Origin of the sequence: Polymorphobacter sp. PAMC 29334 (genome assembly GCF_019431245.1) — a bacterium.
GTDB classification, from domain to species: domain Bacteria; phylum Pseudomonadota; class Alphaproteobacteria; order Sphingomonadales; family Sphingomonadaceae; genus Polymorphobacter_B; species Polymorphobacter_B megasporae.
In genome coordinates this window covers 1,100,339-1,127,031 of the sequence record NZ_CP080243.1, presented here as the reverse complement: position 1 = coordinate 1,127,031, position 26,693 = coordinate 1,100,339, and the positions used below count along the sequence as shown (strand labels likewise).

21 protein-coding genes are annotated in these 26,693 nt (G+C 66.8%); 8 read left to right on the top strand and 13 right to left on the bottom strand.

The window, feature by feature from the left end; translation table 11 throughout:
• Nucleotides 1-8 precede the first annotated feature (8 nt).
• Together lspA and ileS are read right to left on the bottom strand one after the other, a co-directional pair.
• On the bottom strand, nt 9-485 hold the full coding sequence (gene lspA, locus KZX46_RS09240; RefSeq protein WP_219776336.1) for a signal peptidase II: 477 nt from the start codon (nt 483-485) through the stop codon (nt 9-11).
• Nucleotides 482-3,340, bottom strand: coding sequence for an isoleucine--tRNA ligase (gene ileS, locus KZX46_RS09235; protein WP_219776335.1), 2,859 nt, complete (start codon nt 3,338-3,340; stop codon nt 482-484). Before ileS ends, lspA begins: the two co-directional genes overlap by 4 nt.
• 335 nt (nt 3,341-3,675) lie before the next feature.
• On the opposite strand from ileS, the gene KZX46_RS09230 reads away from it, so the two are divergent.
• Nucleotides 3,676-4,566 (top strand): alpha/beta hydrolase, encoded by an 891-nt coding sequence (locus KZX46_RS09230; protein WP_219776334.1) that lies wholly within the window; start codon nt 3,676-3,678, stop codon nt 4,564-4,566.
• 138 nt (nt 4,567-4,704) lie between these two features.
• On the opposite strand, the gene KZX46_RS09225 is transcribed toward KZX46_RS09230, so the two are convergent.
• From KZX46_RS09225 to thyA, 5 genes are all read right to left on the bottom strand, one after another.
• Entirely contained in the window at nt 4,705-5,697 is a 993-nt protein-coding gene (locus tag KZX46_RS09225; RefSeq protein WP_219776333.1) for a bifunctional riboflavin kinase/FAD synthetase, read from the bottom strand.
• Nucleotides 5,698-5,796: 99 nt separating this feature from the next.
• Nucleotides 5,797-7,011, bottom strand: coding sequence for a phospholipase A (locus KZX46_RS09220; RefSeq protein ID WP_219776332.1), 1,215 nt, complete (start codon nt 7,009-7,011; stop codon nt 5,797-5,799).
• Nucleotides 7,012-7,052: 41 nt separating this feature from the next.
• A complete protein-coding gene (locus KZX46_RS09215; protein WP_219776928.1) occupies nt 7,053-7,574 on the bottom strand; it encodes a dihydrofolate reductase in 522 nt (173 codons plus the stop codon).
• Nucleotides 7,574-9,292 carry a DUF885 domain-containing protein gene (locus tag KZX46_RS09210; RefSeq protein ID WP_219776331.1) on the bottom strand — a complete coding sequence of 573 codons (1,719 nt, stop codon included), beginning with the start codon at nt 9,290-9,292 and terminating at the stop codon, nt 7,574-7,576. The genes KZX46_RS09215 and KZX46_RS09210 overlap by 1 nt, the downstream gene beginning before the upstream one ends.
• A 14-nt stretch (nt 9,293-9,306) precedes the next feature.
• Nucleotides 9,307-10,233, bottom strand: a complete 927-nt coding sequence (gene thyA, locus KZX46_RS09205; protein WP_219776330.1) for a thymidylate synthase — start codon at nt 10,231-10,233, stop codon at nt 9,307-9,309.
• Between the two features lie 122 nt (nt 10,234-10,355).
• Between thyA and KZX46_RS09200 the strand changes: the two genes are divergently transcribed.
• Both KZX46_RS09200 and KZX46_RS09195 read left to right on the top strand, forming a co-directional pair.
• On the top strand, nt 10,356-12,032 hold the full coding sequence (locus KZX46_RS09200; protein WP_219776329.1) for a glycosyltransferase: 1,677 nt from the start codon (nt 10,356-10,358) through the stop codon (nt 12,030-12,032).
• A complete protein-coding gene (locus KZX46_RS09195) occupies nt 12,010-12,870 on the top strand; it encodes a hypothetical protein (RefSeq protein ID WP_219776328.1) in 861 nt (286 codons plus the stop codon). The genes KZX46_RS09200 and KZX46_RS09195 overlap by 23 nt, the downstream gene beginning before the upstream one ends.
• Nucleotides 12,871-12,886: 16 nt before the next feature.
• On the opposite strand, the gene KZX46_RS09190 is transcribed toward KZX46_RS09195, so the two are convergent.
• Entirely contained in the window at nt 12,887-13,600 is a 714-nt protein-coding gene (locus tag KZX46_RS09190; RefSeq protein WP_216708907.1) for a MerR family transcriptional regulator, read from the bottom strand.
• A gap of 54 nt (nt 13,601-13,654) precedes the next feature.
• Between KZX46_RS09190 and KZX46_RS09185 the strand changes: the two genes are divergently transcribed.
• Both KZX46_RS09185 and clpB read left to right on the top strand, forming a co-directional pair.
• Nucleotides 13,655-15,235, top strand: a complete 1,581-nt coding sequence (locus tag KZX46_RS09185; protein WP_219776327.1) for a cisplatin damage response ATP-dependent DNA ligase — start codon at nt 13,655-13,657, stop codon at nt 15,233-15,235.
• Between the two features lie 256 nt (nt 15,236-15,491).
• Nucleotides 15,492-18,065 carry an ATP-dependent chaperone ClpB gene (gene clpB / locus KZX46_RS09180; RefSeq protein WP_219776326.1) on the top strand — a complete coding sequence of 858 codons (2,574 nt, stop codon included), beginning with the start codon at nt 15,492-15,494 and terminating at the stop codon, nt 18,063-18,065.
• Here clpB and KZX46_RS09175 read toward each other — a convergent pair whose 3' ends face one another.
• On the bottom strand, nt 18,066-18,416 hold the full coding sequence (locus KZX46_RS09175) for a hypothetical protein (RefSeq protein ID WP_219776325.1): 351 nt from the start codon (nt 18,414-18,416) through the stop codon (nt 18,066-18,068).
• Between the two features lie 117 nt (nt 18,417-18,533).
• Nucleotides 18,534-21,542 carry a TonB-dependent receptor domain-containing protein gene (locus KZX46_RS09170; RefSeq protein ID WP_219776324.1) on the bottom strand — a complete coding sequence of 1,003 codons (3,009 nt, stop codon included), beginning with the start codon at nt 21,540-21,542 and terminating at the stop codon, nt 18,534-18,536.
• A gap of 210 nt (nt 21,543-21,752) precedes the next feature.
• Here KZX46_RS09170 and KZX46_RS22835 point away from each other — a divergent pair, with 210 nt between their 5' ends.
• Both KZX46_RS22835 and KZX46_RS09165 read left to right on the top strand, forming a co-directional pair.
• Complete coding sequence (locus KZX46_RS22835) at nt 21,753-22,292, top strand: hypothetical protein (protein WP_226896198.1); 540 nt, start codon at nt 21,753-21,755, stop codon at nt 22,290-22,292.
• 32 nt (nt 22,293-22,324) lie between these two features.
• Entirely contained in the window at nt 22,325-23,467 is a 1,143-nt protein-coding gene (locus KZX46_RS09165) for an aspartyl/asparaginyl beta-hydroxylase domain-containing protein (RefSeq protein WP_226896197.1), read from the top strand.
• Here the strand turns inward: KZX46_RS09165 and KZX46_RS09160 are convergent.
• Genes KZX46_RS09160 through xseA form a run of 3 tightly spaced genes read right to left on the bottom strand, consistent with a single transcriptional unit; the run spans nt 23,464 to nt 26,026 of the window.
• Nucleotides 23,464-24,297, bottom strand: a complete 834-nt coding sequence (locus KZX46_RS09160; RefSeq protein ID WP_219776323.1) for a M23 family metallopeptidase — start codon at nt 24,295-24,297, stop codon at nt 23,464-23,466. The two genes, KZX46_RS09165 and KZX46_RS09160, sit on opposite strands and share 4 nt — an antisense overlap.
• Nucleotides 24,297-24,521, bottom strand: a complete 225-nt coding sequence (locus KZX46_RS09155; protein WP_370647511.1) for a DUF2093 domain-containing protein — start codon at nt 24,519-24,521, stop codon at nt 24,297-24,299. Before KZX46_RS09155 ends, KZX46_RS09160 begins: the two co-directional genes overlap by 1 nt.
• Nucleotides 24,518-26,026: an exodeoxyribonuclease VII large subunit gene (gene xseA / locus KZX46_RS09150; protein ID WP_219776322.1), complete on the bottom strand. Its 1,509-nt coding sequence runs from the start codon at nt 26,024-26,026 to the stop codon at nt 24,518-24,520. Before xseA ends, KZX46_RS09155 begins: the two co-directional genes overlap by 4 nt.
• A 125-nt stretch (nt 26,027-26,151) precedes the next feature.
• Between xseA and KZX46_RS09145 the strand changes: the two genes are divergently transcribed.
• Nucleotides 26,152-26,691, top strand: coding sequence for a hypothetical protein (locus tag KZX46_RS09145; RefSeq protein WP_219776321.1), 540 nt, complete (start codon nt 26,152-26,154; stop codon nt 26,689-26,691).
• Nucleotides 26,692-26,693 lie beyond the last annotated feature (2 nt).

Sequence of the window (26,693 nt, the reverse complement as noted above, 5' to 3'; positions counted from 1 at the left end):
TGATACTCCTAAACCGGTTTCGCCGGCTGCGGCACGAGCGCAGCGCGCACCAACAGCAGGATGACGCCGACGGTTATAGCCGCATCGGCGACGTTGAAGACGTAAAAATGATGGTCGTGCCAATAGGCGTGGAAGAAGTCGACGACATAGCCGTAGTGGACCCGATCGACGATGTTCCCCAGCGCCCCGCCGAGGACAAGCCCGAGCGCGATCGTGTCGGGGCGACTGGCTTCGCGCGCGATCCATACCGCGACCCCGGCGGCGATCGCCAGCGTCACCCCGACGAGCAGCCACCGCCCGAGATCGCCATCAGCCCGGAACAGCCCCATCGACACGCCGGTGTTCTCGACCCACGTCAGGTCGAAGCCGCGGACAAGCGGAACCACGCCCCTGTCGCGCAGGTCGAGGACCGCGGTCACCCAATATTTGGCGAGCTGGTCGAGGACGAAAACCAGCACCGCGATCGCATAGCCGAGCCGCCTCATCCCACAACCTCGGTGCAGCGGCCGCAGAGCGCGGTCTCGGGAACAACGTCGGGCAGGTAACGGCGGCAACGATCGCACTTGGGCAGGTCAGTCCGCGATGTTGTCACCGCGGCTCCAACGGTCAAATGCGGATCGACTTCGACGGTGACGCCCGCGACGATGCACAGTTCGGGGAAGTCGACCGAGGCGATCAAGGCGGCTTCATCGGGCGAAGCGCGAACGGCGAGGTCGGCCTCGAGGCTGGAACCCAGGGTCTTAGCCTTGCGCTCGGGCTCGATCGCCAGCGTCGCCAGCCCTCGCAGCGCGCGCAGCTGGTCCCATTTCGCACCGAGCGCGTCGTCGCGCCACGCCGAATAATCACCCCATTCCTCGAGATGCACCGACCCGGCGTCCGGAAACCGCGTCCGCCAGACCTCCTCGGCGGTGAACGCCAGCACCGGCGCGAGCCAGCGGACGAGGGCATGGAACAGCGTGTCGAGCACCGTCCGGCACGCACGACGTTTGAGGCTGGCGGGAGCATCGCAGTACAGGCTGTCCTTGCGGACGTCGAAGTAGAACGCCGACAGGTCCTGGTTGGCGAAGGCGTTGAGCGCGGTCATCAGCGGGTTGAAGTCGAAATTGGCGACATGGCGTCGGAGCTCGGTGTCGAGCTCGGCGACGCGGTGGAGGACCCAGCGTTCGAGCTCGGGCATATCGGCGACCGGCACCCGCTCGGCCTCGTCCCAGCCGTCGAGCGCACCAAGCAGGTAGCGAAACGTGTTCCGCAGCTTGCGGTAGACGTCGGTCTGGCCCGACAGGACCTCCTTGCCGATCTTGACGTCGTCGAAATAGGCGGTCGACGCGACCCACAGGCGGAGGATGTCAGCCCCCTGCGCACCGACGATCTTAAGCGGATCGACGGTGTTGCCGAGCGACTTCGACATCTTCTTGCCGTTCGAATCGAGCGCGAAGCCGTGGGTCAGCACGGCAGCATACGGTGCCCGGCCGCGTGTGCCGGCGCTTTCGAGCAGCGACGACTGGAACCAGCCGCGATGCTGGTCCGAGCCTTCGACGTACAGGTCGGCACGCACGCCCTCGCCGTAGCGCGCTTCGATGACGAAGGCGTGGGTCGAGCCGCTGTCGAACCAGACGTCGAGGATGTCGTCGATCCGCTCGTAGTGGGCCGGGTCGCGGTCGGGGCCGAGGAACGCGGCGGGGTCGGTCGCCCACCAAGCATCGGCTCCGGCGGCTTCGACGGCTTGGACGATGCGCGTATTGACCGCGGCGTCGCGGAGATACTCGCCGGTCCGCCGGTCGACGAACAATGTGATCGGGACCCCCCAGGCGCGCTGGCGGCTGATCACCCAATCGGGACGTCCCGCGACCATCGCGGTGATACGATTCTGCGCCCGCTCGGGCACCCAGCGGGTCCGCTCGATCGCATCGAGGGCGACTTCGCGGAGAGTTGGCGAGTTGCCCCCGGCACCGCCGCTGCTGCCGGCCTCGACCGTCATGCGATGCGGCTCGTCCATCGGGATGAACCATTGCGGGGTGGCGCGGAAGATCAGTTTGGCATGGCTGCGCCACGAATGCGGGTAGCTGTGCGCGTAATCCGCGCTCGCTGCGACCAGCGCATGCGCCGCGCGGAGGTCGGTGCAGATCGGGCCGTCGGGGGCGTTGAACTTGGCGTTGATGACGCTGCCCTGCCCCGGCAGCCAGCCCCAGTCGGCGCGATACCGCCCGTCGCCCTCGACCGCGAAGACCGGGTCGATGCCGTTCGCCTTGCACAGGTCGAAGTCGTCCTCGCCGTGGTCGGGGGCCATGTGAACGAGCCCAGTCCCGGCGTCGGCGGTGACGAACTCGCCAGCGAGAAACGGGCGCGGACGGGCGAAGAAACCGCCGAGCGCGTGCATTGGGTGGCGGCCGATGGTGCCGGCGAGCCCCGCCCCGTCGACGGTTGCGACGATGACCGGCGCGTCGGTCCCGAGCAAGGCGCCGAGCCCCGACGGCATCAGCCCCGACCGCGCCCAGAAGTCGTCGAGGAGGCGCGTGGCGACGAGATAGCGGCGGTCGTCCTTGCCCCGGACCAGCGTGTATTCGAGCGTCGGACCGTAGGCGATCGCCTGGTTGACCGGGATCGTCCACGGCGTCGTCGTCCAGATCACCGCATAGGCGCCGACCAGCTCGGGCAACGCTGACTCGACGATTTCGAACGCCACGTCGATCTGTGTGCTGACGATGTCGGCGTATTCGACCTCGGCCTCGGCGAGCGCAGTCTTTTCGACCGGCGACCACATCACCGGCTTGGCCCCGCGATACAGCTGCCCGCTGGCGGCGAATTTGAGCAGTTCAGCGACGATCGTCGCCTCGCTCGCATAGTTCATCGTCAGATACGGGTCGGCCCAGTCGCCCATCACGCCGAGACGCTCGAACTGGCCGCGCTGCGTCGCTACCCAGCCGCTAGCATACGCGCGGCATTCGGCGCGAAATTCTGCAACCGGGACTGCATCCTTGTCGAGTTTCTTCGCGCGATACGCTTCCTCGACCTTCCACTCGATCGGCAGGCCGTGGCAGTCCCAGCCGGGGATATATGGCGCATCCTTGCCGAGCATCGACTGGCTGCGGACGATCAGGTCCTTGAGGACCTTGTTCATCGCATGGCCCATGTGGATGTCGCCGTTGGCGTACGGCGGGCCGTCGTGGAGGATGAAGCGTGTCCGTCCCGCGCGTTGCGCGCGGAGCTGGCCGTACACGTCCTCGGCCGCCCAGCGAGCGAGCCACGCGGGCTCGGCGGCGCTTAGGCCGGCCTTCATCGGGAAGTCGGTTCGCGGCAGGAAGACCGTGTCGCGATAATCTCTAGCGGGGGAGTCGGACATTGGACCGACCGTTTAACCGTCGCGGTGTCTCGGCGCAATTGCTCGTGCGCGGCGGGGTGTCCGAGGCGAATCCTCGGCGAAGGGAAAGGTCAGCCAAAACGCCTTGTAGTTTGACCTTCACTTTTGCAGCGGGAGAAAAAAGCGCTCCACCGATAAGCAAGAACAAGCGGCGACCGGGGAGAGGCTAAAGCAAGTAGCGCTCTGTAGGACAAAATATCCTGTGGCAGCTTGCGTACCGGTCGCGGTCACAAGCACGAGCCATGTTCGTCCTGAAAGCGGATAGACTTATGACCGCGCTCTCTTAAAGTCTTCGTGGGGAAAAGAGGGGAACTTCCATGCGATACATCGCGACGGCGCTAGCCTTGCTGTTGGCAACCACTGCTGGTGCCGACGATGGAACGTCGTTCAAGGCATTGGCCGCTTCCGCGGCCCTTGCCAGCAAGCCGAATTTTTCGGGTCCGTATGGCTCGGGCGATTTCAGGCACGGCGACCTGCGATTGCCCGCCGGCAGGGGCCGGTTTCCGGTTGCGATCCTTATCCACGGCGGCTGCTGGAACGCCAACACCGGCGACCCATCCGACGTGGCCGCCCTCGCCGCGGCTCTGGCAAAGCGCGGGATCGCGACATGGAGCATCGAGTATCGCCGGGTCGGCAATCCGGGCGGCGGCTGGCCGGGAACGTTCGAGGACGTTGGCGACGGCGTCGATTACCTCCGCGTCCTCGCTGGCAAGTTTCCGCTCAATCTCGGCAATGTCATCGTCGTCGGACATTCGTCAGGCGCTCATCTCGCGCTCTGGGCGGCTTCGCGGCGGCAGCTTCACGACCCGGTCGGCGGGACCGATCCGATCAAGCTCGCTGGCGTCGTTGCCATTGATGGGCCGGCATCGCTCGCGCCGTTCATCGGGGTCGACAGCGAGGTCTGCGGCCACCCGGCGATCATCCCCTTGATGGGTGGCACCCCGGCCGAAAAACCCGACGCATATCGGCTGGCGCAACCAGCCGACCATCTGCCGTTGGGCGTGCGCCAGTATGTCGTGAAAGGCGAACTTGGGGCCTTGATGGAGCCGTACGTCACCGCCGCACGCGCTGCCGGAGACAAAGTCGAACTGCTTGCTCCAACCGGCGCCGATCACTTCGACATCCTCGATCCCGGCACCGCCAACGGTGCCGCCGTCGTTGATTTTATCGTGAAGGCCGTAGACGGCAGGGAGACCGCGTCGCGATAGACGGTGCGGGGGAACGGGTGATCGTGTCCAGACGCGCGCCAGCAGCTGGCAAGCATGCTCCGACGTGGCTCGACAAGCTGGTGCCGTATGGATTGCACCGTGCCGATCCCGGGTCATCACGGCCGTCGGAAGTCAGGATTAGCTCGGGCACCCAGAGATCGCCCGAACCGATGATCCATCGGGCAGGAAAGCGCTTCTTGTCGGCTTAACCGATGCCAGCGCCGCGCGCGCGGCAACGCAATCCGCCGCGATCTGCCGGGTCAGCGCGTCGAGCCCGTCAAGTTTCCATTCGGGGCGGAGAAAGACGTCGAGCTCGACCTCGATCGTGCGCCCGTACAGGTCGCCCGACCAGTCGAACAAATTGACCTCGAGCACCTCGAGCGGCGGATCGATCATCGGGCGGATGCCGAGGTTGGCGACGCCGTCGATCACGCTGCCGTCGTCGAGGCGGACGCGGACGGCATAGACCCCGTACGCCGGGCGGAGATACCCACCGAGCGCAAGGTTCGCGGTCGGAAAGCCGAGGGTGCGGCCGAGCTTGGCTCCGTGCTCGACGACGCCGCGAATCGTAAACGGGCGGGTCAACAATGCGGCGGCGGCGGCCGGATCGGCGGCGCGGAGGTGGTCGCGGATGCGGCTCGACGAGACGATGCCGCCCGCGTCGCCCACCGCGGCAACGACGTCCGCAGCGATGCCGTGCCCGGCACCGATCCGGGCGAGCGCGGCGGTGTCCCCCGACCGCCGCACGCCGAAGGTGAAGTCCGCACCGCTGACGACGACGCCGGCGCCGATCTGCGCCGCGAGCTGGTCGCCGACGAACGCTTCGGCGCTGTGTGCGGCGAGCGCGCGATCGAAGGCGATCACCACTGCGGCGTCGATGCCGAACGCTTCGAACAGGTCGAGCTTCTGCGGTGTCGTCGTTAGCGCGAAGGGCGGCAGGTCGGGGCGGAACAGCGCCGCCGGATGCGGGTCGAAGGTTGCGACGAGCGCCGGTCGACCCTCGGCGCGCGCGCGGTCGAGCGCGTGTCCGACGACCGCTTGATGGCCGCGGTGGAAGCCATCGAAATTACCGAGCGCGACGACGCCGCCGCGCAGATGGCGAGGCACCGCGCCGCTGAAAATCCGCTCCATCGCGTTTCTGTAGCGAGCAAGATTGAGGCCGTCATCCCTGCAAGCACCGCAGTCGCTGATCCTGGGCGCGGTCAACTGCACCACGCGCGAGACCGCACGCTAGCGGACGAGGCCGACGCCGATCCGCAGCCGGTTTGCGTGTCGGTTGTAATCGAGCAAATTCTCGCCGTAGCCGCTGAAACCCTGGCCGAAGACATACAGGTTGAGCGACTTGATCCAGCGATTGATCGGATACGACACCTCAGCCTCGACTGCGCCCTTGCCGCTGGCGAAGTTGAGCCGGGTATTGGTCGAGACCCGCAGCCCGTTGTCTTGGCCGATCTCGGCGAACAGCCCGGTATTACCGCGGAAGTGGGCGATGTCGGGATTGTCGCTGAGGTTGCCGACATAGGTCCACAACCGTGGCCCAACCGACAGCTTGTAATCGCCGATCGGCAGTGTCGCCATCGGCTGGACATAGACATAGTTCGTGCTGCGCGAGGCGGTGCCGTCGCGGCCGTTCGATTCATGCGCAATGCCGCCGCGGCCGCCGAATGCGACGCCGGTGAGGCGAACCGGGGCGGGGACGATGTAGATCAGTTCGGGATTGTAATCGACGTTGCGGAACGGTGCCGATTTCGCGCCGAGGTCCCAGTAGAGCCGCTGGCTATAGGCAAAGGTCAAACCGTCGATCCACGACCGATCGGCCCCCGTCGCGCCGGCGGTGCCGAACAGCTGGTATTTGAAGCTGATCTGGATTTTGGCAGCGGTGCTCGTTCCGGGGCCATAGGCCGCATAGATCGGCAGATACGCCGATAGATTGCCGAGGAAAGCGTTGCCAGTGTCGGCGCGCGCCGAGTTGAAGCTCTGCTGGACAACGACGGGTGCAGAGGGGTCGTGCGCGGGGATCAACGGCGCCGCCGGCTTGCCGACGGCGAGTTGCGCATCTCTCCCCGCCTTCGGCAGCGACAGCGCGAAGGCCGCACCGCTGGCGAGCGACAGCGTCGCGCGGTCGGCTCCGTTGGGAAGCGAGGCGGAATAGTCCGCACGCACGAAACTCCCCGCTGCGAGCGTTTGCGGGGTGGCACTCCCGATGCGCTCGAGCGTCACCGCCGTGTGCCGGTCCCCGACCGCAAGGTCTGCCACCAATCGTGGCGGCAGCTCGAAATGCTGAACCGCGTCGCCAACGTTGAGGAAGTTGAGCGCGATCGTCGCGCGGCCGCTCGCATCGGCGACGCCGACAGTGCTGATCAACGTTTGGACTGCAGCGACTGCAGGCATCGTGGCGGACGCCGCAATCGCGCCGACCCCGAGGTAGATACTCATTCGTGGCATGGCGGCTCCAAAACCTCGTGCGATGGCCAACGCACGCCCGGTCAGGCGATCCGACCGGGTCGTATGACTGCTAAATGTTCGAGCGTGACGAAGCTATATGCCGGTCGGTCGCCTTCGGCTGGATACGCCTCGCGCGCGGTCTCGTGCCACACCGCGGGATCGAACGGCGGCAGGACAGTGTCGCCGTCGGGCGCGGCATGAACTTCGGTCAGGTAGATGCGCCGCGCCGATGGCAGCGCCTCGGCATAGATCGTCGCGCCCCCGATAATCATGATCTCGTCGGGGCGCGCGCCCTGCTGGAGCCCTGCGGCGGCGACCGCCTCGGCAAGATTGGGCACGACCGTCACGCCCTCGGTGGTCCAGTCGTGCGACCGGGTCATGACGATATTGTGCCGGCCCGGCAGCGGCCTGCCGATCGACTCGAACGTTCGCCGCCCCATCACAACCGGCTTGCCGACCGTCAGCCGCTTGAAGTGGCGTAGATCGGCGGGGAGGTGCCACGGCATGCCCCCGTCGCGCCCGATCACGCCGTTATCAGCGCGCGCGACGACCAAGCTCAGGATCACGGCGCGATCGGCTCGTTGAACATCAACGCGCGGACGTAGCGCGCCGGGGGCGAGCCGTAGCTGAGCACCGCGTCGTGGTATTTCTTGACGGCAAAGCCCGGGCGCTTCTCGGCCGCAGCCCGCAGATCGGTGTGCTCGCTATAGCCGACGAAATAGCTCGGCAGCTGGGTCGAGCCGAGACGGGCGCGAGTCCATTTGCCGGCGGCCTCGCGCTCTTGCTGGAACGCCTGGTCCATCATCAGCGACATCGCGGCTTTCTCGGTCATGCCCTCGGTATGGATGCCGATGTCGAGCAGCGCGTTCGAGATCGACCGCAGCCGCATCTTGAGCACGGTAAGCTTGTACAACGGATCGCCTTTCATGAAGCCGTCGTCGGCCATCTGTCCCTCGGCATAGACCGCCCAGCCCTCGACGAACGACCCCGACCCGAGCACTGCGCGCAGCGTCGACGGATAGGCGTTCTGGTGCGCCAGCTGGACGTAATGCCCCGGCATCGCCTCGTGGACTGCGAGGTCGCGGATCATGTACTCATTGTATTCGCTGAGAAACGACGTCGCCTGCGCCTCGCTCCACTGGTCGGGGATCGGCGACACCGCAAAGAAGGTGCCGAGGTTCTTCTCGAGCGGCCCCGGCGAATCGCAATACGCCACCGCAACGCCCTGCTGGAACTTGGGCATGGTGATGATCTGGACCGGACTGTCGGGCAGCGTGATCAGGTCCTTCGCGCGGACGAACGCGGTCGCCTCGGCCAGCGCCTTCGTCGCCTCGGCGATCACCCCGTCGCGCGGCGCCCGCTTGGCGTAGGTCAACTTGAGCGCGGCGGCGATGACGTCGTGGTCTGACATCGCTGCATTGTCCTTAATCACGCCGCGCGCGAGGACCGCCATCTCGGTTGTCGTCGCCGCCAGCGCCTTGGTCGCACGCGCCTTGATCTCGGCCCGCGTCAGCGGCGAGTCGAGCGCGAAGGCGAGCTTGGCGTCGTACAGCTTTGCGCCGAGGCGGAAATCACCCTTGGCGTTCGGCACGAGCACGGTATCGAGCCAGCGCTGGTGGAGCGCGACCGCCCGCTTCAACCGCTCGCGCGCTTCGTCGAAGGCGACCCGGTCGGCAGGCGCAAGTTCGCCCTCATGCGGCACGAGCATGTCGTTGACGATGTCGAGGATGCCGCTGTTTTGCTTGGCGACGGTCTGGGCATGAATCAGCGGCACCCGCGCGGGAACGAGCGTTTCGCGCTCGACGGCAAGCATGCCGGGCAGCAGGTTCATCCGCGATGTCGCCGCCTTGAGCCGCACCGGCCACGGTGCGAAATCGCGCGCGGCAAGGCTGTAGAGCGACCCGCCCGCAGCATCGTTGTAAATCTGCGGGTCCCACGCCCAGCTCTGCAGCGTGGCGTCGGTCCACAGGCTGTAGCGCAGGGCATTGCGCAGCATCGCCGCATCGACCTGATTCGCGCGGGTCAGCTTCTTCGCATCGATCCGATCGAGTTCCGCGAGCCAGCCGCGCTCGGCGGTGGCGCTGGCATGGCGTCCGGCAGCGGAGCGGTCGCCGATCAGATTGTCGTACTTGTGGACTCCGATGCCAGTCGCGCTTTCGGGAGCAAAGCGCATTTCGCCGTCGAGCCAACGCGCTTCGAGCGAGGCGAGTTTGTCGTCGGCAGAGCTGGCGGCAGCGGACGTCGCGGCAAGCGCGAGCCCGACAAACAATGCGCGAATCACGGCGAACTCCCCCTTTAGACCGCAACCGGCGCAGCGATATGCGGTTGCGGGGCGTAATCGTACACCGCGAAATCATCGATCGTATAGTCGAAGATCGTCGGCGGACGCCGGAGCAGCTGCAGCTTCGGCACACCCGATGGCGTCCGGCCGAGCTGCTCGGCCACCAGCGCCTCGTGGTTGAGATAGAGGTGGCAGTCACCCCCCGACCACACCAGTTCCCCCGGCTCGAGATCGCACTGCTGCGCGAGCATGCGGATCAGCAGCGCCGCCGCGAAGACGTTGAAGGCGAAGCCCAACCCGAGGTCGCAAGACCGCTGCCACAGCATCCCCGACAGCCGGCCGTTGGCGACATGAAACTGATACGTCATATGGCACGGCGGCAACGCCATGCGGTCGAGCTCGGCGACATTCCAGCCAGTGAAGATGTGCCGCCGTGACGCCGGGTTGTGCCGCAGCCCGTCGACCAGCGCCACAATCTGGTTGATCCCGGGACCGCGCTCGAAGCGACCGTCGCCGACGGGCTCGAACGTCGGCCAGTCGACCCATTGCTTCCCATACACCGGGCCTAGGTTGCCCCAGTTTTCGGCAAAGCCGTCGTCGCCCAGCAGCCGCGCCTCGAAATCGTCACGCGACAGCTCGACCCCAGTCTCGCGGTTGTGCCGCGCCAGCGGCCAATCGGTCCAGATGTGGACGCCTTGCTCGACCAGCGGCCGGATGTTGGTCACGCCGCTGAGGAACCACAGCATCTCGCGCGCCGCCGTTTTCCAGAACACCCGTTTCGTCGTCAGCAGCGGCACCGCGTCACCCGACAGGTCGAAGCGCATCGTCTCGCCGAACAGTGACCGCGTCCCGACTCCCGTCCGGTCGATGCGAAGGTCACCCTCGGACCAGACCCGGGCCATCAGGCTGAGATATTGCTGCTCGGGATGGGGGCTTGGCATGGCTCTCAATCGCGAATATCGTTACGGTAATGCAAGGATCGATCGAAGCAGATCGCCGAGCGTGGGGGATCGAATACTGGATAACATGAAGGCGGGCCACCTCGGCCCTCCCGACTGATCGCATGGCCGGGGGGCTCGTGCTTTTTGCCGCCGCATTGCACGTCGCGACCCGCGAGGTGCTGGTGCTTGCCGCCGTCGGGATTGCCGCGTCGACCATCGACGACGGCGTGATCGACCTGATCTACCTGTCGATCTGGCTGCGTCGCCGCGCTCTACGGATGCGTTCGGTGCCCGCCGCCAACCTTCCCCCCGGCAGCAGCTGGATGGCGATCATGGTGCCTGCATGGGACGAAGCCGCAGTCATCGCGCCGATGCTCCGCAGCCTGACGACACGGCTCGATTACCCGAAGTACCGGGTGTTCGTCGGTGTCTATCCGAACGATCCGGCGACGCTCGCGGCAGTCAGGTCGGTTGTCGATTATCGCATCTCGCCGGTGATTTGCACACGCCCCGGCTCGACGACCAAGGCCGATTGCCTCAACCACATCTGGCGCGCGGTGATCGCCCACGAGGCCGAGGCGTCAATCCGCTTCAAGGCGATCGTCTTCCACGATGCCGAGGACGTCGTCGACCGCCACGAACTCCGCGTCTTCGATAATCTCATTCCCGGCCTCGCGATGGTGCAACTCCCGGTCATCCCGCTGGTCGATCCCGGCTCACGTTGGATAAGCGGGCACTACCTTGACGAGTTCGCCGAGTCGCACGGCAAGGACATCATCGTCCGCGGCGCGATCGGCGCAGCAGTGCCGAGCGCTGGCGTCGCCTGCGCGATCGACCGCGACGTCCTCGCGATGATTGCCGGTGTCACGGGCACCCCGTTCGATCCCGCCTGCATGACCGAGGATTACGAGCTCGGCATGAAGGTCGCCGCCCTCGGGCACCGCGGCGCGCTGGTCCGCATTCCTGGTTTCGCCGGTGGGCGAACGGTTGCGACACACGAGCATTTCCCGGCAACCTTCGAAACCGCAGTCAAGCAAAAGACCCGCTGGCTGCTCGGCATTGCGCTGAGCGGCTGGGACCGGATCGGCTGGCAGGGTGGCCTTGCCGATCGCTACATGCTGCTGCGCGACCGCAAGTCGATCGTCACGCCGCTGCTGACAATCTTCGGCTACGTTGCGGTGGCGATCGTCCTTGTCGACGCCGAGGTGAGCATGGTCGTCCCGGCCGCGTTGCGCTTCGACCCCTTAGTCGCAGCGCAATCGCCCCTCGCCGCGTTATTGTGGCTGAACACCATCGCACTCGGCTGGCGCCTCGGTCTGCGCGCCTCATTCACCGCTGCGACCCACGGTTGGCGAGAGGGGTTGCGCGCTGTTCCCGAACAATCGTCGGCAATGCGATCAATGCGGTTGCCGCGACGAGCGCGCTGCGGCGCTACGCACGCATCCGCGCTGGGCACGAAAGTCCGGCGTGGGACAAGACGACACATAAGTTCACCGTGCCCGCCGAGTGACGCGAACCACGACGGGGCACCCGACGCGAGCCTTGCGCGGATGCGCGTTGCTGCTGCTGTTGTGGGTGACGTACCGCGTCCCGGCGATGCAGTCCGGCTTCGACGCGGCGGTCGTGGCGGCGGAAGACGGCGCAAGCATGGCGACCGTGTGGACATGGATGCTTCCGCCATGGACCGCGGTGGCAAAGCGGATCGCGGTAGCACCTCCGCCAGAATCGACGCATCCGCTTCCTCATCGCTCTCCAAGATCCGTCGGGAACGAGAGGATGCGGCCTGCAGCCGGCAGTGAGCGAGCGGGCGGCGACATCGTCGTCCTCATGTCGGCGAACATGCCCGCATCAGGGTCTCCGCAACAGCCGCAGCCAACTGCTGATACCGACGGCGCAACTCCAAGCGAGCTGGCGACCGTGGCCTATGCCCGCCTCGCCGCGGGAGACCGGCGCGGAGCCGCCCGCTTATTTGACGAGGCGCTGGCTGGTGGCGACGATCCCCGGTCCGCAGCATGGCGGGCGCAGCGCGATGCGTTGACACGGGGCTGGTCGGGCAGCGCCTACAGCATCGTCCGCTCGGGCGGGAGTTCCAGTATTGCCGTAGCGCCGGTCCTCGGCGGTGGCCAGAGCGGCGCGGCACTGGCGTGGACGCCCGACCCGCTCGCCGTCCGCCCGCTGGCGCTGACGTTGCGCGAGACGATCGCGCATGACGACCGCGGCCGCAGCGCGCTCGCCGCGGCCGGCATCGCGTGGCACCCGTTTACCGGTGTTACCCTTGCTGCCGAGCGCCTGCTGCCCGTCGGTCCGGCAGCGCGCGGCGACTGGGCGTTGCGGGTCGCCGGAGGGCTTAGCCGGAGCGTAGGAGCACTCGATGCCTCGGCATACGGGGAAGCCGGTGCCGTCGGGTCGGTCGTTTATGCCGCCGCGCAGGCGCGTCTCGGGGCTAGCATCCACCGCCGTAATATCGCGCTTGGCACCGAAGTCGGATCTTGGGCGAGCGTCCAGCATGGACACAGCAGCACGACCGGCTCGACATCGGACCCGGCGTCTCGGCTCGCACCGGGCGGCTCAGCCTGTCAGCCGACTACCGCTTCCACATCGCGGGGAACGCCGCCCCCGGCTCGGGGCCGGTGGTGACGCTCGCCGCCGCCTTCTAGCGGTCGTTCGCCACCCGCCGCCGCCGTTCGAGCTTGGCAAGCAGCGCGCGCGTTCGCATCAGCGCGAGCAGGTCGTTGACCGCGCCGATGCCGAGTTCGGCCATGTCGGCTGCCTTGGGCTCGTCGACTTGCCCGGCGGTGTGCTCGAAGAAAAAGCGCATCTCCTGCGTCGTCACATAGTCGATGAAGTCGTGGTACATCCGGATCATGCCCGGGGTGAAGCCGTGCTCCCGGCTGAAGCCGATCCGGTCGAGGTCGCCGAGCGTCCGCAGGATCGCGGCATCGCGCGCGGTCATCGTTCCCGCCGCGTCGACGGTGACGATTGCGTTCGCCACCGCTTCGTCGATCATCTCGGCGTCGAGGCCCGAGGCGGCGAGCGCGACGGCTGCGGGCACGCGCGGCGCATCAAGGTCGATCCGCGACCGCAGCACCGCGTCAAGCCCCGGGAAAGCTTCGGGTTCGAGCCAGCGTTCGGCGTCGCTTCCCCCTTCGGCATCGTCGCGGTCGAGCAGCCCGCGGATCACCGCGAGCGGCAGGAAGCGCTCCTCCTGCAGCCGCTTGATCGCGACCAGCCGGGTGACGTGCGCCTCCGAATACGACGCCGAATTGCGCGCCGCGCGGGCGGGTTCGGGGAGCAGGCCTTCACGGATATAGAAGCGGATCGTCTCGCGTCCGACCCCGCTCCGCGCCTCGAGTTCACGCATACGCATGCAGCTTCATGCCAAACTTGCCGCCGGAGCGCCACGCCCTACGTTAAGCCCTCGATGCAAGCTTTTGCCGCCCTTCTCGACCGGCTCGTCTACACGCGGTCGCGCAACGCCAAGCTGCGCCTGATTGCCGACTATCTTCTGGCGACCCCCGACCCCGATCGCGGCTGGGCGCTCGCCGCGCTGACCGGCGGGCTCGATTTGAAGGCGGTCCAGCCCAAGTTGATCCGGACTTTACTCGAGGAGCGGATCGACCCGGTCCTGCTGGCGATGAGCTACGACTATGTCGGCGACATGGCCGAGACCGCGTCTCTGCTGTGGCCTGATCCGCTGACGCCGCCCCCTCCTCCGCCGAGCCTCAACGAGGTCGTCGAACGATTGCAGCATCTTGGCCGCGCCGACGCTCCCGCGGCAATGCGCGAGTTGATGGACCGGCTCGACAGCAGCGGGCGCTATGCGCTGCTCAAGCTGGCGACCGGCGCGATGCGGATCGGAGTGTCGGCGCGGCTCGCCAAGACCGCGTTCGCGTTGGCGTTTTCGGTCGACGTCGATGCGGTCGAGGAGGTCTGGCACGGCCTCAAGCCACCTTACCCCGAGTTGTTCGACTGGGGCACCGGTGGCGCGCAGCCGACCCCGGGGACGGTGCCAGTGTTCCGCCCGTTCATGCTCGCGCACCCGTTGGAGGGCCTCAAGCTCGACCTGAAGGACTATGCCGCCGAGTGGAAATGGGACGGGATCCGCATCCAGATCGTCCATGTCGCAGGGGTCACCCGCCTGTTCAGCCGCGCCGGGGACGACATCACCGGCAGCTTTCCCGAGGTTGCGGCGGCGTTCGCTCACCCGGCGGTCCTCGACGGCGAACTGCTCGTCCGCGGCGACTTCCAGGGGGGTGAGGCGGCGAGCTTCAACGCGCTCCAGCAACGCCTCGGACGTAAGGCCCCGACCGCCAAGGCGCAGGCCGAGTTCCCTGCGTTCGTAAGGCTTTACGACGTCCTATTCGACGGCGACGAGGACCTCCGCGCGCTGCCGTGGACAGAACGGCGGGTGCGTCTCGAGGCACTAATGCCGCGCCTCGCCCCGACGCGCTTTGACCTGTCGGCGGTGATCGCGGCGACCGATTTCGAAGACCTCGCGCGGATCAGGGACGGCGCGCGCGACGCTGCGATCGAGGGGGTGATGCTCAAGCAGCGCACCTCCCCCTACGTCGCCGGACGCCGCACCGGGCTGTGGTACAAGTGGAAGCGCGACCCGCTCGTGGCCGACTGTGTGATGATGTACGCGCAGCGCGGCCACGGCAAAAGATCGAGCTTTTACAGCGACTACACCTTCGGCTGCTGGACCGCCGACCCCGCCGAAGGGGGCGAACTGCTCCCGGTGGGCAAGGCGTATTCGGGCTTCACCGACGCCGAACTGGCGATGCTCGACAAGTTCGTCCGGACCAACACCGTCGCCCGCTTCGGCCCGGTCCGCGAAGTCGCCAAGACGATGGTCCTCGAGGTCGCGTTCGACTCGCTCCACAAGTCGACCCGGCACAAGTCGGGGGTGTCGATGCGCTTTCCCCGGGTTGCCCGGATCCGCACCGACAAGCCTGCTATCGAGGCCGATCGGATAGAGACTTTGGTGCGAATGATCACCTGAGGCCGGTTTAAGCCGGTCGGGCCGCGAGAATGGCGATGTTTGGATCGAGGCGGCCAGGTAATCGCCGGATCGGCCGGGTTTTTTGCGATTCCGGCCACGCGCATACACACCGCACATCGCCGCACGCAGTCGTCACTTCGCCTCACCCCGGGCGTACATTTCGCCCGAGCGGCCGGGCAACTCCTTTCCTTGGCGGGAGATGAAAGTCCCTTGTGTTGCCTGATTACCACACCATATCGTCGGGACAGGAGATGGCATGAACATCGAAAAATTTACCGACCGCGCCAAGGGCTTCCTCCAGGCGGCGCAGACGATCGCGATCCGCGAGGAGCACCAGCGCGTCGCCCCCGAACATCTGTTGAAGGCGCTGCTCGACGACGACGAGGGGCTGGCGGCGAACCTGATCCGCGCCGCCGGGGGCCGTCCTGAGACCGCGATGCAGGCGACCGACCTCGCGCTCGCCAAGATCGCCAAGGTCTCGGGCAGCGGAGCGCAGCAGCTCGCGTGGGACAACGACACCGTCCGCATCCTCGATTCGGCCGAGGCGGTCGCGACCAAGGCGAAGGACTCGTTCGTCCCGGTCGAGCGCATCCTGATGGCGATCGCGCTGGCGACGACGACAGCCGCGGGCAAGGCACTCGCCTCCGCCGGGGTCAGCGCGTCGAGCCTCAACGCCGCGATCGACACCGCGCGAAAGGGCCGGACCGCCGACAGCGCCAACGCCGAGGCGGGCTTCGACGCGCTCAAGAAATATGCGCGCGACCTGACGCAGGCGGCGCGCGACGGCAAGCTCGACCCGGTCATCGGCCGCGACGAGGAAATCCGCCGGACGATCCAGGTCCTCGCCCGCCGGACCAAGAACAACCCCGTCCTGATCGGCGAGCCGGGCGTCGGCAAGACCGCGATCGTCGAGGGCCTCGCGCTGCGCATCGCCAACGGCGACGTCCCCGATGGGATCAAGGACAAAAGGCTGATGTCGCTCGACATGGGCGCGCTGATCGCCGGCGCGAAGTATCGCGGCGAGTTCGAGGAGCGGCTGAAGGCGGTGCTCGACGAGGTCCGTGCCGAGAACTCCGATGTGCTGATGTTCATCGACGAGGTCCACCAGCTCGTCGGCGCGGGCAAGGGCGAGGGCGCGATGGACGCGTCGAACCTGCTCAAGCCGGCGCTGGCACGCGGCGAACTCCATTGCATCGGCGCGACGACGCTCGACGAATATCGCAAATATATCGAGAAGGACGCCGCGCTCGAACGCCGCTTCCAGCCGGTCGTGGTCGGCGAACCGACCGTCGCCGACACGATCTCGATCCTGCGCGGGCTCAAGGAGAAATACGAACTCCACCACGGCGTCCGCATCACCGACGGCGCGATCGTCGCCGCCGCCACGCTGTCGAACCGCTACATCGCCGACCGCTTCCTCCCCGACAAGGCGATCGACCTGATGGACGAGGCGGCGTCGCGGCTGCGGATGGAGGTCGAATCGAAGCCCGAGGAGATCGAGAACCTCGACCGGCGGACGATGCGGCTCAAGATCGAGCGCGAGGCACTGAAGCGCGAAACCGACGCCGCGTCGAAGGACCGGCTGACGACGCTCGAGTCCGAACTCGCCGGGCTCGAGGAACAGTCGTCGACGCTGACCGCGCGGTGGCAGGCCGACAAGGAAAAGCTCGCGAGCGCAACCAAGATCAAGGAGGCGCTCGACGCCGCGCGCTTGGAAGTCGAGCAGGCGCAGCGCAGCGGCAATTACGCCCGCGCCGGCGAGCTGACCTACGGCACCGTTCCCGATTTGGAGCGGCAACTCGTCGAGGCCGAAGCGGTGACCGCGTCGGCGATGCTCAAGGAGGAAGTCACCTCGGAGGACATTGCCGGGGTCGTGTCGCGCTGGACCGGCATCCCGGTCGACCGGATGATGGAGGGCGAGCGCGAGAAATTGCTCGGCATGGAGGACGCGCTGCGCCACTCGGTCATCGGGCAGGACGACGCGATTCACGCGGTCTCGTCGGCGGTTCGCCGCGCCCGCGCCGGGCTGCAGGACCCCAACCGTCCGCTCGGCTCGTTCCTGTTCCTCGGGCCGACCGGCGTCGGAAAGACCGAACTGACCAAGTCGCTCGCGAACTTCCTGTTCGACGACCCCGCCGCGATGGTCCGCCTCGACATGAGCGAATTCATGGAGAAGCACTCGGTCAGCCGCCTGATCGGTGCGCCGCCGGGCTATGTCGGCTACGACGAGGGCGGTGTGCTGACCGAGGCGGTCCGCCGACGCCCCTATCAAGTGATCCTGTTCGACGAGGTCGAGAAGGCGCACGCCGACGTGTTCAACGTCCTGCTCCAGGTGCTCGACGACGGGCGGCTGACCGACGGCCAGGGGCGGACGGTCGACTTCACCAACACGCTGATCATCCTGACGTCGAACCTCGGCTCGCAATATATCGCGGCGCTTCGCGACGACCAGAAAGTCGCCGACGTCGAGGAGCCGGTGATGGAGATGGTCCGCGCCCATTTCCGCCCCGAATTCCTCAACCGTCTCGACGAGATCATCCTGTTCAACCGGCTCGGAATCGAACACATGAGCCGGATCGTCGATCTCCAGGTCGACCGCGTCCAGTCGATGCTCACCGAGCGCAAGATCCACCTCGACCTAACCGACGCCGCCCGCCGCTGGCTGGCCCGCGTCGGCTACGATCCGGTGTACGGTGCCCGGCCGTTGCGGCGGACGGTGCAGAAGCATTTGCAGGACCCGCTTGCCGACCTGATTCTGCGCGGGAGCGTGCCCGATGGGAGCACGGTTGCGGTCGATGAGGGGGATGGGAAGTTGAGCCTTACGGCGTAATCATTGCGGGCGGAATCCACCGGGATTGTTTTCGATCATTTTCCGCGCGGACGAGCCGTTCTCGCGATCGAGGTAGGTCCACTGGTGCCGCGTCATGCAGACTTTATGTTTCTTGATCAGCGACCCAGTATCGATCGTCGAGCGGCACACGACCTGATTGGCGAGGTCGGTCGCTGACACCGGTTTGAATGACGGCAACGCTGCAGGTGTGGCGGGCTGTACCGGCGCCGCGGAGACCACCGGCGCGGCGGGCGTTACCGGCGCAGCGAGCGAAGGTGCCGGCTGACCCGCTGGCGGCTCGATGGCCTGCGCCGCCGCGATAAGTCCGAGTGCGAAGGCAACAAACATCATCGGCGTCCTTTTGCAGTGCAGCAAGGCGACTAGTTTACCGATTATTGCAGACTATGCTTTGCGCCAACAAAAAAGGGGCGGCCGGTGATCGGCCGCCCCTTTCCTTGGGTCTCGTGCTTAGTAGCGGACGCGAACGCTGATTGCGTAGCGACGACCAAGTGCGTCGTAGGTCGACGGATAGGTGTTGCCGCTGTTGAAGGCGGTGGCACCGATGTTCTGCCCGACGAGCGGCGGCTGGCGATTACCAAGGTTCTGGACGGTGAACGTCAGGTCGAGGTTCTCCATGACGCTGACCCGGCCCGTCAGGTCGAAATAGTCGTAAGACTTGATCGACGAGTAAGGGGCGTAGAAGCCAACCGCAGTTCCGGTCAGCTGCGCCGGGGTTGCGCTGGCGGGATCATCACCCTCGACGGTCGAACCCGACAGGTGACGCCACAGCAGCGACACATCGAAGCTCGAGAAGCTGAGGGTCGACCGAGCGTTGACCGAGAACTTCGGCTGAATCGAGGTGCACGACGTGCTGTAGTGGCTGACGCAATCCCGGTCGAGGCTGGTCGGGCTCTGCTTGAAGCGCGAGTGGAACGTGTAGTTCGCGTTCACGCTCAGGCCCAGCTTGGCGAAGCCGACATCGTGCGAGTAGTTGCCGACGACATCGATACCGTCGGTCGCAAGGCGGCCAAGGTTCGAGAGCGTCAGCGGCAGGCCCGGGGGGTTGTTCGGCGAACCATCGAGCTGGCCGTTGAGCGCGTTCCGCTTGATCGAGGTGCACGGCCCGGTGACGGTCAGCCCCGGATTCTGGCCGGTGCTGAAGCACGACGCGATGACGTCGCCTTCGCTCGGGGTCGTGATCGCACCACGGACGAGGATGTGGTAATAATCGGCCGAGATCGAGAAGTTACGCAGGAACGTCGGCTGGAACACACCGCCGATCGTGTAGGTGTCGGCCGTCTCGGGCTTGAGTCCGAGATTGCCGCCGGTCGTGATGTTCGGCTGCTGCGCCGACGGATCCTGGATCAGGTTCACGTTCGCCGCAGTTGCGCCCTGCGCGATGCAGACCGCGCGAAGGTTGGCGTTGGTCGCCGGATTGCCGAGCGCCTGCCCAGTCTTGAGCGCTCCACCCGAGGTGAAGGTCGCGCACGGATCGGTCGCCAAGCTGCCGAGGCCGCCAGTGACCGGAGCGAACAGCTCGTTGATGTTCGGGGCACGGACGGCACGGTTGTACGTCCCGCGGAACTTGATGCCGGAGACCGGCGCGTACTGGAAGCCGCCCTTGTACGTCGACGTATTGCCCTGAAGCGAATAGTGCGAATACCGATAGCCACCCTCGAGCTGAAGCAGTTCGAAGCCGGGCTTGCCCTGGACTAACGGCACGATGACCTCGGTGAAGGCCTCCTGGACGTTGTAGCGACCCGCGACATCGATCGCCGCGCCGCCCGACCCGAGAATTTCGCCCGGCGTCTGCGACGCATTGTCGGAAGACGTCGACGCGTAATAGCTGCGGTATTCGCCGCCCACAGCGAAGCTGATCGGGTCGGTGGCAAACGGCGAGGTGTAGCCGATGTCACCCGAGATCTGGCCGTGCAACTGCGCCAGCGTGCTGCGCGTCGTGATCAGAGTCGAACCGGGCGTGACGAACGCGAGCGATGCGGGCGAAATCGAGCCGGCGGGGCCGAATAGGTTGATTGGGACGCAGCCGTTGGTGTTGGTCAGGCAGGTCGTGGTGTTGGTCGACAGCAACGACTGCTGAAGCCGCGATAGCAAGCCCTGGTTCGACGAACGGGCAGCATTCTCGCTCTCGCCATACGCACCATAGACGTCGAAATCGATCGCGTCGGTGATCTTGCCGCGCACGCCGCCCTTGGCGTTGAAGATCGTCGTCGTGAAGTCGTCGAGGCGGTTGCCCTGTTCGACGAAGCGACGGCGGATCTGGGTGTTGATCAGCTTGTAGGCCGGATCGTTCGGGTTCTTTGCCGCCGCTGCCGCGGTGCACTGCGCAGCCGTCAGGCCCGCTCCGGCGCAGAGCGACGAAAGCACGCCCGCCGGGATATAGGGGTTGCTGAGCGGCAGGGAGTAGGTGTTCGTGAAGCTGCCTGACGGCGCGATGATCTGCGACACGGTGTTCTTCGAGAACAGCGCTTCGGAATAGACCTGGATGTCGGGCGCGATCTCATAGTGCGCCTGACCGAAGATGTTGTACCGCTTGAACGGCGTCTGGAAGATATTGTAGGGATTGAAGTTGAACGTCTGGATCGCAGCCGTCGACAACGTCCCGGTGACGGGGTCGACCTGGCGCGTCGGGCCGCCGTAGCCCGAGAGAACCGCCGGAACCGCCGTCGACGATCCCGCACCCGTCAGCGATCCATCGACCGGATTTCGGGCCTGAACGCTGAAGGGGCGGTTGCCCTGGAACACGGCTTCCGAATTCTGATAGCCAAGCGAGACGACCGCGTTGCCCTTGCCGTCGGCGAAGTTGCCGCCGATCGTTAGGTCGGCGCGGCGATAATTGCCATCGCCCTTCTCGGTGATCTGGTCGCTGACGTTAAGCTCGGCGCCAGCGAAGTCCTGCTTGGTGACGAAGTTGACGACACCGGCGACTGCGTCGGCACCGTAGGTCGTCGACGCGCCGCCGGTCAGGACCTCGACGCGGTCGACGAGGGCGAGCGGGATGTTGTTGAGGTCGACCTGGCCGGCAAGACCCGACGGAGCGATCCGGGTGCCGTTCAACAGGACGATGTTGCGGTTGGGACCGAGACCGCGAAGGTCAACGAAGAACGAACCGCCAGTGCCGTTATTGACCGCTGAGCCGACGTTGGCGACTGCGCCGGGCAGTTCGCGAAGCAGCTCTTCCGCGACGTTCGACTGGCGGAGATGGATTTCTTCCGACGTCGTCACGTTGATCGGGGCCGACTGCGTCAGGTTCGCGTTCTTGATGAGCGTGCCGGTGACAGTGATGTCCTTCTCGGCGCTGTCCTCGGGCGTCTGGTCGGGCGTCGTCTGCCCGGCACTGGTCGCCGCCGGGGTGCCCGGGCCACTCGCCGTCTGCGCAAGCGCCGGGAAGGCGAAAGCGGTTGCACCGACGAGCATCGTCGAGCGCAGAAGAACTGTCTTGAGCGAAAGATTTACCATTGGAGTCCCCTTAAAGTCCGCGCCGGGCGACCCAGCCCTGTCGCGGGCCGATGTCGCACTGCATGAACCGTGTATGAAAGGACCGTCATTGCACTGCAACGGGAGATGCACGCAATCGCAACACTTAGGCAAAGCTCTGTTGCAAATCCGACACATGCCCGATACGCCTTCGTACATCGCGCCGGCTCCGCTCGCCGGTCGGGGAGATCTATGCGCAGCACAATATTCACCACAGGCCTGCTGCTCGCTGGCGCGGCATTCGCGTCCGCCTCCGTTATGGCCAGGCCAGCCGCCAGGACGACCGCGGAGACGACCGGCGTCATCGCCGAATTGACCGGGTGCAAGACACTGACCGACAATGCCGCCCGGCTGGCATGCTACGATCAGGCAGCAGCGAAGCTTGCTGCGGCGACGGCGAGCGGCGACGTCAAGGTGCTCGATCGCGAGGATATCCGCGCGACAAGACGATCGCTATTCGGCTTTGACCTGCCCAAACTGCCCTTCTTCAAGGGCGACGATAGCGCGAAGGACACCCCCGAGGAGCTCGATGCGGTCATCCGCAGCATTAAGGCTGTACCTTACGGCAATTTTGTCCTGACGATGGAGGACGGTGCGGTCTGGGCCTCGGCCGAGCCACTTCCGCGCGATCCCAAGGTCGGGGTCAAAGTGCATCTCAAAAAGGGCGCGATGGGCGGTTATTTCATGACAGTCGGTGCGATGCGCGCGGTGAGGGCGACCCGCGTTCGATGAGCGAGTCGCCGCAAGCTTTGAATGCGGCGGGAATGCAGCGGCTAGCGACCGGTGATCCGGTCGGCGCGGCGGCGCTGTTCGCGCGCGCGGCGGCGCTCGATCCGGGAGCTGGCACGTTGTGGCTGAATCTCGCCAATGCCCAGCGACAAAGCGGTGATGAGGCCGGAGAGGCAGCGAGCCTGGCGCGCGTGCTGGCAATCGACGCGCGCGATCTCGCCGGGCTAATTAGGTCCGCCGAACTTCACGAACGATGCGGTAATCTGGCTAAGGCTGTGATTGCTTGGTCCGGGGTTCTCGCAGTCGCGCCGCCGATTGCGGAAACTGCGCCGCCGCTGAGCGACGTCCTGACCCACGCCGCCGCGTTCGTCACCGCGCGAAACGCAGATTTCGCCGCGACGATCGATGCGGCGCTCGCCCCGGCGGTCGCAGCGGTCGCGCCGGCGGCGCGGCGGCGATTCGACGAGGCGGTCGCTGTCGCGACCGGCCGGCGGCGGATCTATCTCAACGACTGCGCCGGGCTGCACTTCCCGTTTCTTCCCGCCGACGGGTATTTCGTGCGAGAGCATTTCCCGTGGCTGGCGGCGTTCGAAGCCCAGACCCCGGCAATTCGCGCGGAGGTCGAAGCGCTGCTCGGGACTGGCGGCGGGGACGGCATCGAGCCGTACGTCGTGATGGACGCAGGCGCTCCGCCGAACAAATGGACTGCGCTCGACAAGTCGTTCGACTGGAGCTGCTATTATCTGTGGCAATACGGCAAGCCGATCGATGCGGCGCTGGCGAGGTGCCCCGCAACCGCCGCCGCCATTGCCGCGGTCCCGCGCGTCGAACTGCCTTCGCGCGCGCCGACCGCATTCTTTTCGATCCTCAAGCCGCATACGCGAATCCCTGCGCACACCGGCGTCAGCAATACGCGGACAACGGTCCATCTGCCGCTGATCGTGCCGCCGGGGTGCGGCTTCCGCGTCGGCAACGAGACGCGGCCATGGGTCGTGGGGCAGGCGTTCGCCTTCGACGACACGATCGAGCACGAAGCGTGGAACGACAGCGATGAGGTCAGGGTCATCCTGATCATCGACGTATGGAACCCGTACCTCACCGCCGAGGAGAAGGGGCTGCTCCAGGAATTCTATCGCGCGACCGACGCGAGCGGGCACAACCCCGAGCCACGGGATTAAAGGTTCCCGCCCTCCGGTACGAACAGCCCCGGATCGAGTCGCGCGGTGCGCCAGCTCAAGGCCCAATGAAGGTGCGGTCCGGTTGCGCGCCCGGTCATGCCGACACGGCCAAGCTCCTCGCCTCGCACGACATGCTGGCCTTCCTTCACGTCGATCCAGCTGAGATGGAGGAATGCCGACACGAGCCCGTGGCCGTGGTCGAGCATGACAAGATTGCCCTCGAGCAGGAATGGACCATGCGCGAGGCGAACGGTGCCGTCGGCGGGAGCAAGCACCGGCGTTCCCGGCGGCGCGGCGACGTCGAGACCGAGATGCGGCGATTTCGGCACCCCGCCAAGGATGCGCTGCGACCCGTAGACGCCGCTGATGCGGCCGTGCGCGGGCCACGCGAAGGCCTGCTCCCAGCCCGAATCGTCGCTGTCGCCGGCACGCGCGGCGGAGATCTCGGCGAGCTCGACCGCGCGGCGGGCATCATAGACCGGGTCGGGCGGCGCATCGGGCGGCGGCTGCCTGAGCGACGGGATCGACTCGATCTGCCACGTGCGCTTCGCCACCGGCACGGTCCGCAGGCTGGTCGTTCCATCAGCGAAGTGCGCGACGATCGTGGTCGTCGGCGCGGCGTCGCGTCCGAACCCTGCGATGAAGCGCCGATCGCCGGTCAGCCGCACCGCCGCACCATCGACGGTGACGCTCGTCGTGCCGAGCGGCGCGGTGCCGAGGACAATGCCACCCTGTTCGAGCCGTCCGGCGATCTGCCACTCGCGCGGTGCCGGGGTCGGTGCGGCACTGACGGCAACGAGCAGCACCACCGCCGCGGCAGCGAGCTTCATCACGCCAGCCGTCCGCTCGCCCGCATCTCATTATACCGCCCGACCGCGACCTCGGCGTTGGCATATGCTTCCTGCAGCTCGGACGACCAATAACGGAGCGACGCAACCGGCAGCCGCGCCCCCGTCACTGCGCAGAGCACGTAATCGCCCGGCGCAACGACCTGATAAGATCCTGACAGATAACGAAGTTTCGCCGGGCGTCCGCCGCTTCGATCGAGCATCATAACAACCTTTCCTGTACCGGCCCGCCAACGGCCGGCCGGGCCGCCGGTCGCGCAACCGACGGTTGCACCGGCCTGTCTTCGGGCGGTGACGCCGCGCCAGTCGTCACGTCGACCGTCCCGTCGTCGAATGTCAGCCGCAGCGCCACCTTCGCCCGCGCCGCGCCGGCGCTGGTGATGACATGGCCGTCGCGGGTCGTGACATACGCATAACCGCGCTTGAGCACGTTATTCGGACCGAGCGTTTCGAGCAACCGCGCCGCCGAACCCAGCGCCGCCACCGCCCGGTCGCGCCGTACGCCGAGCAGCGCCGGTCGCAGCCCCGCCCCCGCCCGGCCGAGCTTCGCCGCGTCGTTTGCCAGCAGCGCACGGCCCCCCGCACGGAGCCGCTCGGCGGTCCGCTCGACGCGCGTCCGCTCGAGCAGGACGCGCCGGTCGAGGAGCGGGCGCTGCAGCGCCCCGCCCGCCCGATCATATCGCGCGCGCCACCCCGCCGCCGCCGCCCGCAGCGCGCGCGGCAGGCGGTCCGCGAGTTCGTCGGCACGCTGTTGGCGCAGGCCGAGCAATGCCGAAGGCGTGGGGAGCCGCCGCGCCAGCGCAGTCGCGCGTTCGGCGCGAAGCTCGACCCCGCGCGCTGCCGCCCGGTCGAGCCGCAGCCCGAGGCCGCCAAGCGTCAGCCGCAGGTCGGCGAGCACCGGTACCGCGCGTTCGGCGGCGGCGGTCGGGGTCGGGGCGCGGTGGTCCCCGGCGAAGTCGACCAGCGTCGTGTCGGTCTCGTGGCCGACCGCGGTAATCACCGGGATCGTGCTCGCGGCGACCGCGCGGACGACGATCTCCTCGTTGAACGCCCACAGGTCCTCGACCGAGCCGCCGCCACGCGCGACGATCAGCAGGTCCGGGCGGGGGATTTGTCCGCCACGGACCAAGGCGTTGAATCCGGCGACCGCCGCCGCGACCTGCCCCGCCGCCGCCTCGCCCTGCACGACGACCGGCCACACCAGCACGCGGCGCGGGAAGCGATCGCTCAGGCGGTGGAGGATGTCGCGGATCACCGCGCCGGTCGGCGAGGTGATGACCCCAATCACCCGCGGGATGTACGGCAACGCGCGCTTGCGGGCCGGATCGAACAGCCCTTCGGCGGCGAGCTTCGCCTTGCGTGCCTCGAGCAGCGCCATCAGCGCTCCCGCCCCTGCCGGCTCCATCCGTTCGATGACGATCTGGTACTTCGACCGCCCGGGGTACGTCGTCAGCTTGCCCGTCGCGATGACTTCGAGCCCGTCCTCGGGCCGGAACGGCAGCGCCGCCGCCCCGCCCTTCCACATCACCCCGTCGATCACCGCGCCAGCGTCCTTGAGGCACAGGTACAAATGCCCCGACGTCGCGCGCTTGAAACCGCTGATTTCGCCGCGCACCCGGACATAGCCGTACGCATTCTCGACCGTCCGCTTGAGCGCGAGGCCGAGTTCGGAGACGGTATATTCGGGGGTGTTGAGGAGGGTGGCGTTCACGATGCCCTTGTAGGCACGCAGCGCGCCCGGTTCAAACCGCGATCGGCGAAGCGGTCGCGGCTCAGCCGATGACGGCTGGACGACTCCTGCAACCGGGTTATTATATTCCGCAGGAGGGGCTTCCGATGGACAAAGGCGGGTGGGTCGCGGTCATGGTCGCGCTGATTACGGCGCTCGGCGTTGTAGCGAGCAAGTATCTCGAGGTCGAAAAGCCAGGCGTAGCGGCGGCAAGTGCAACGCCTGCACCCGCGCCGACGCCCGCAGCGGTTGTGACGCCAGCCCCGGTCGCCGCGCAAACGGTAGCCCCCGCAGCGGCGCCGGTTGCCTCTCCCGTTGCCGCCGCCGCCGCGCCAGTCGCTCCGGCCCCGGTCGAGGTCGCGACCGCCAAGCCCTCGCTCGATGGGATCTGGACCGAAACCACGTCCGGTGCCGCGTACCGCATGGACGACAACGGGAATGGCAGCGTCACGATTTGTGGCGACTTCGGTCCGGTGGTGGTGATCGGGCAGGGACGCTATACCGCTGGGGTGATTGGCTGGACTTACAGCATGAACACCGGGGAAATGGGCCGGTGCCAGGGCACGCTGCCGACCCCCAGCCAGATTCAGGCCACCTGCGAAAATAACCGGTCAGGCACCTCGGTCGTCATGTTCCGCAAGACCTGAAC

Coding starts and splice junctions, on each gene's coding strand:
- lspA (WP_219776336.1), bottom strand. CDS start 485: ATGAGGCGGCTCGGCTATGCGATCGCGGTGCTGGTTTTCGTCCTCGAC.
- ileS (WP_219776335.1), bottom strand. CDS start 3,340: ATGTCCGACTCCCCCGCTAGAGATTATCGCGACACGGTCTTCCTGCCG.
- KZX46_RS09230 (WP_219776334.1), top strand. CDS start 3,676: ATGCGATACATCGCGACGGCGCTAGCCTTGCTGTTGGCAACCACTGCT.
- KZX46_RS09225 (WP_219776333.1), bottom strand. CDS start 5,697: ATGGAGCGGATTTTCAGCGGCGCGGTGCCTCGCCATCTGCGCGGCGGC.
- KZX46_RS09220 (WP_219776332.1), bottom strand. CDS start 7,011: ATGCCACGAATGAGTATCTACCTCGGGGTCGGCGCGATTGCGGCGTCC.
- thyA (WP_219776330.1), bottom strand. CDS start 10,233: ATGCCAAGCCCCCATCCCGAGCAGCAATATCTCAGCCTGATGGCCCGG.
- KZX46_RS09200 (WP_219776329.1), top strand. CDS start 10,356: ATGGCCGGGGGGCTCGTGCTTTTTGCCGCCGCATTGCACGTCGCGACC.
- KZX46_RS09195 (WP_219776328.1), top strand. CDS start 12,010: ATGCGGCCTGCAGCCGGCAGTGAGCGAGCGGGCGGCGACATCGTCGTC.
- KZX46_RS09190 (WP_216708907.1), bottom strand. CDS start 13,600: ATGCGTATGCGTGAACTCGAGGCGCGGAGCGGGGTCGGACGCGAGACG.
- KZX46_RS09185 (WP_219776327.1), top strand. CDS start 13,655: ATGCAAGCTTTTGCCGCCCTTCTCGACCGGCTCGTCTACACGCGGTCG.
- clpB (WP_219776326.1), top strand. CDS start 15,492: ATGAACATCGAAAAATTTACCGACCGCGCCAAGGGCTTCCTCCAGGCG.
- KZX46_RS09175 (WP_219776325.1), bottom strand. CDS start 18,416: ATGATGTTTGTTGCCTTCGCACTCGGACTTATCGCGGCGGCGCAGGCC.
- KZX46_RS09170 (WP_219776324.1), bottom strand. CDS start 21,542: ATGGTAAATCTTTCGCTCAAGACAGTTCTTCTGCGCTCGACGATGCTC.
- KZX46_RS22835 (WP_226896198.1), top strand. CDS start 21,753: ATGCGCAGCACAATATTCACCACAGGCCTGCTGCTCGCTGGCGCGGCA.
- KZX46_RS09165 (WP_226896197.1), top strand. CDS start 22,325: ATGCAGCGGCTAGCGACCGGTGATCCGGTCGGCGCGGCGGCGCTGTTC.
- KZX46_RS09160 (WP_219776323.1), bottom strand. CDS start 24,297: ATGAAGCTCGCTGCCGCGGCGGTGGTGCTGCTCGTTGCCGTCAGTGCC.
- KZX46_RS09155 (WP_370647511.1), bottom strand. CDS start 24,521: ATGATGCTCGATCGAAGCGGCGGACGCCCGGCGAAACTTCGTTATCTG.
- KZX46_RS09145 (WP_219776321.1), top strand. CDS start 26,152: ATGGACAAAGGCGGGTGGGTCGCGGTCATGGTCGCGCTGATTACGGCG.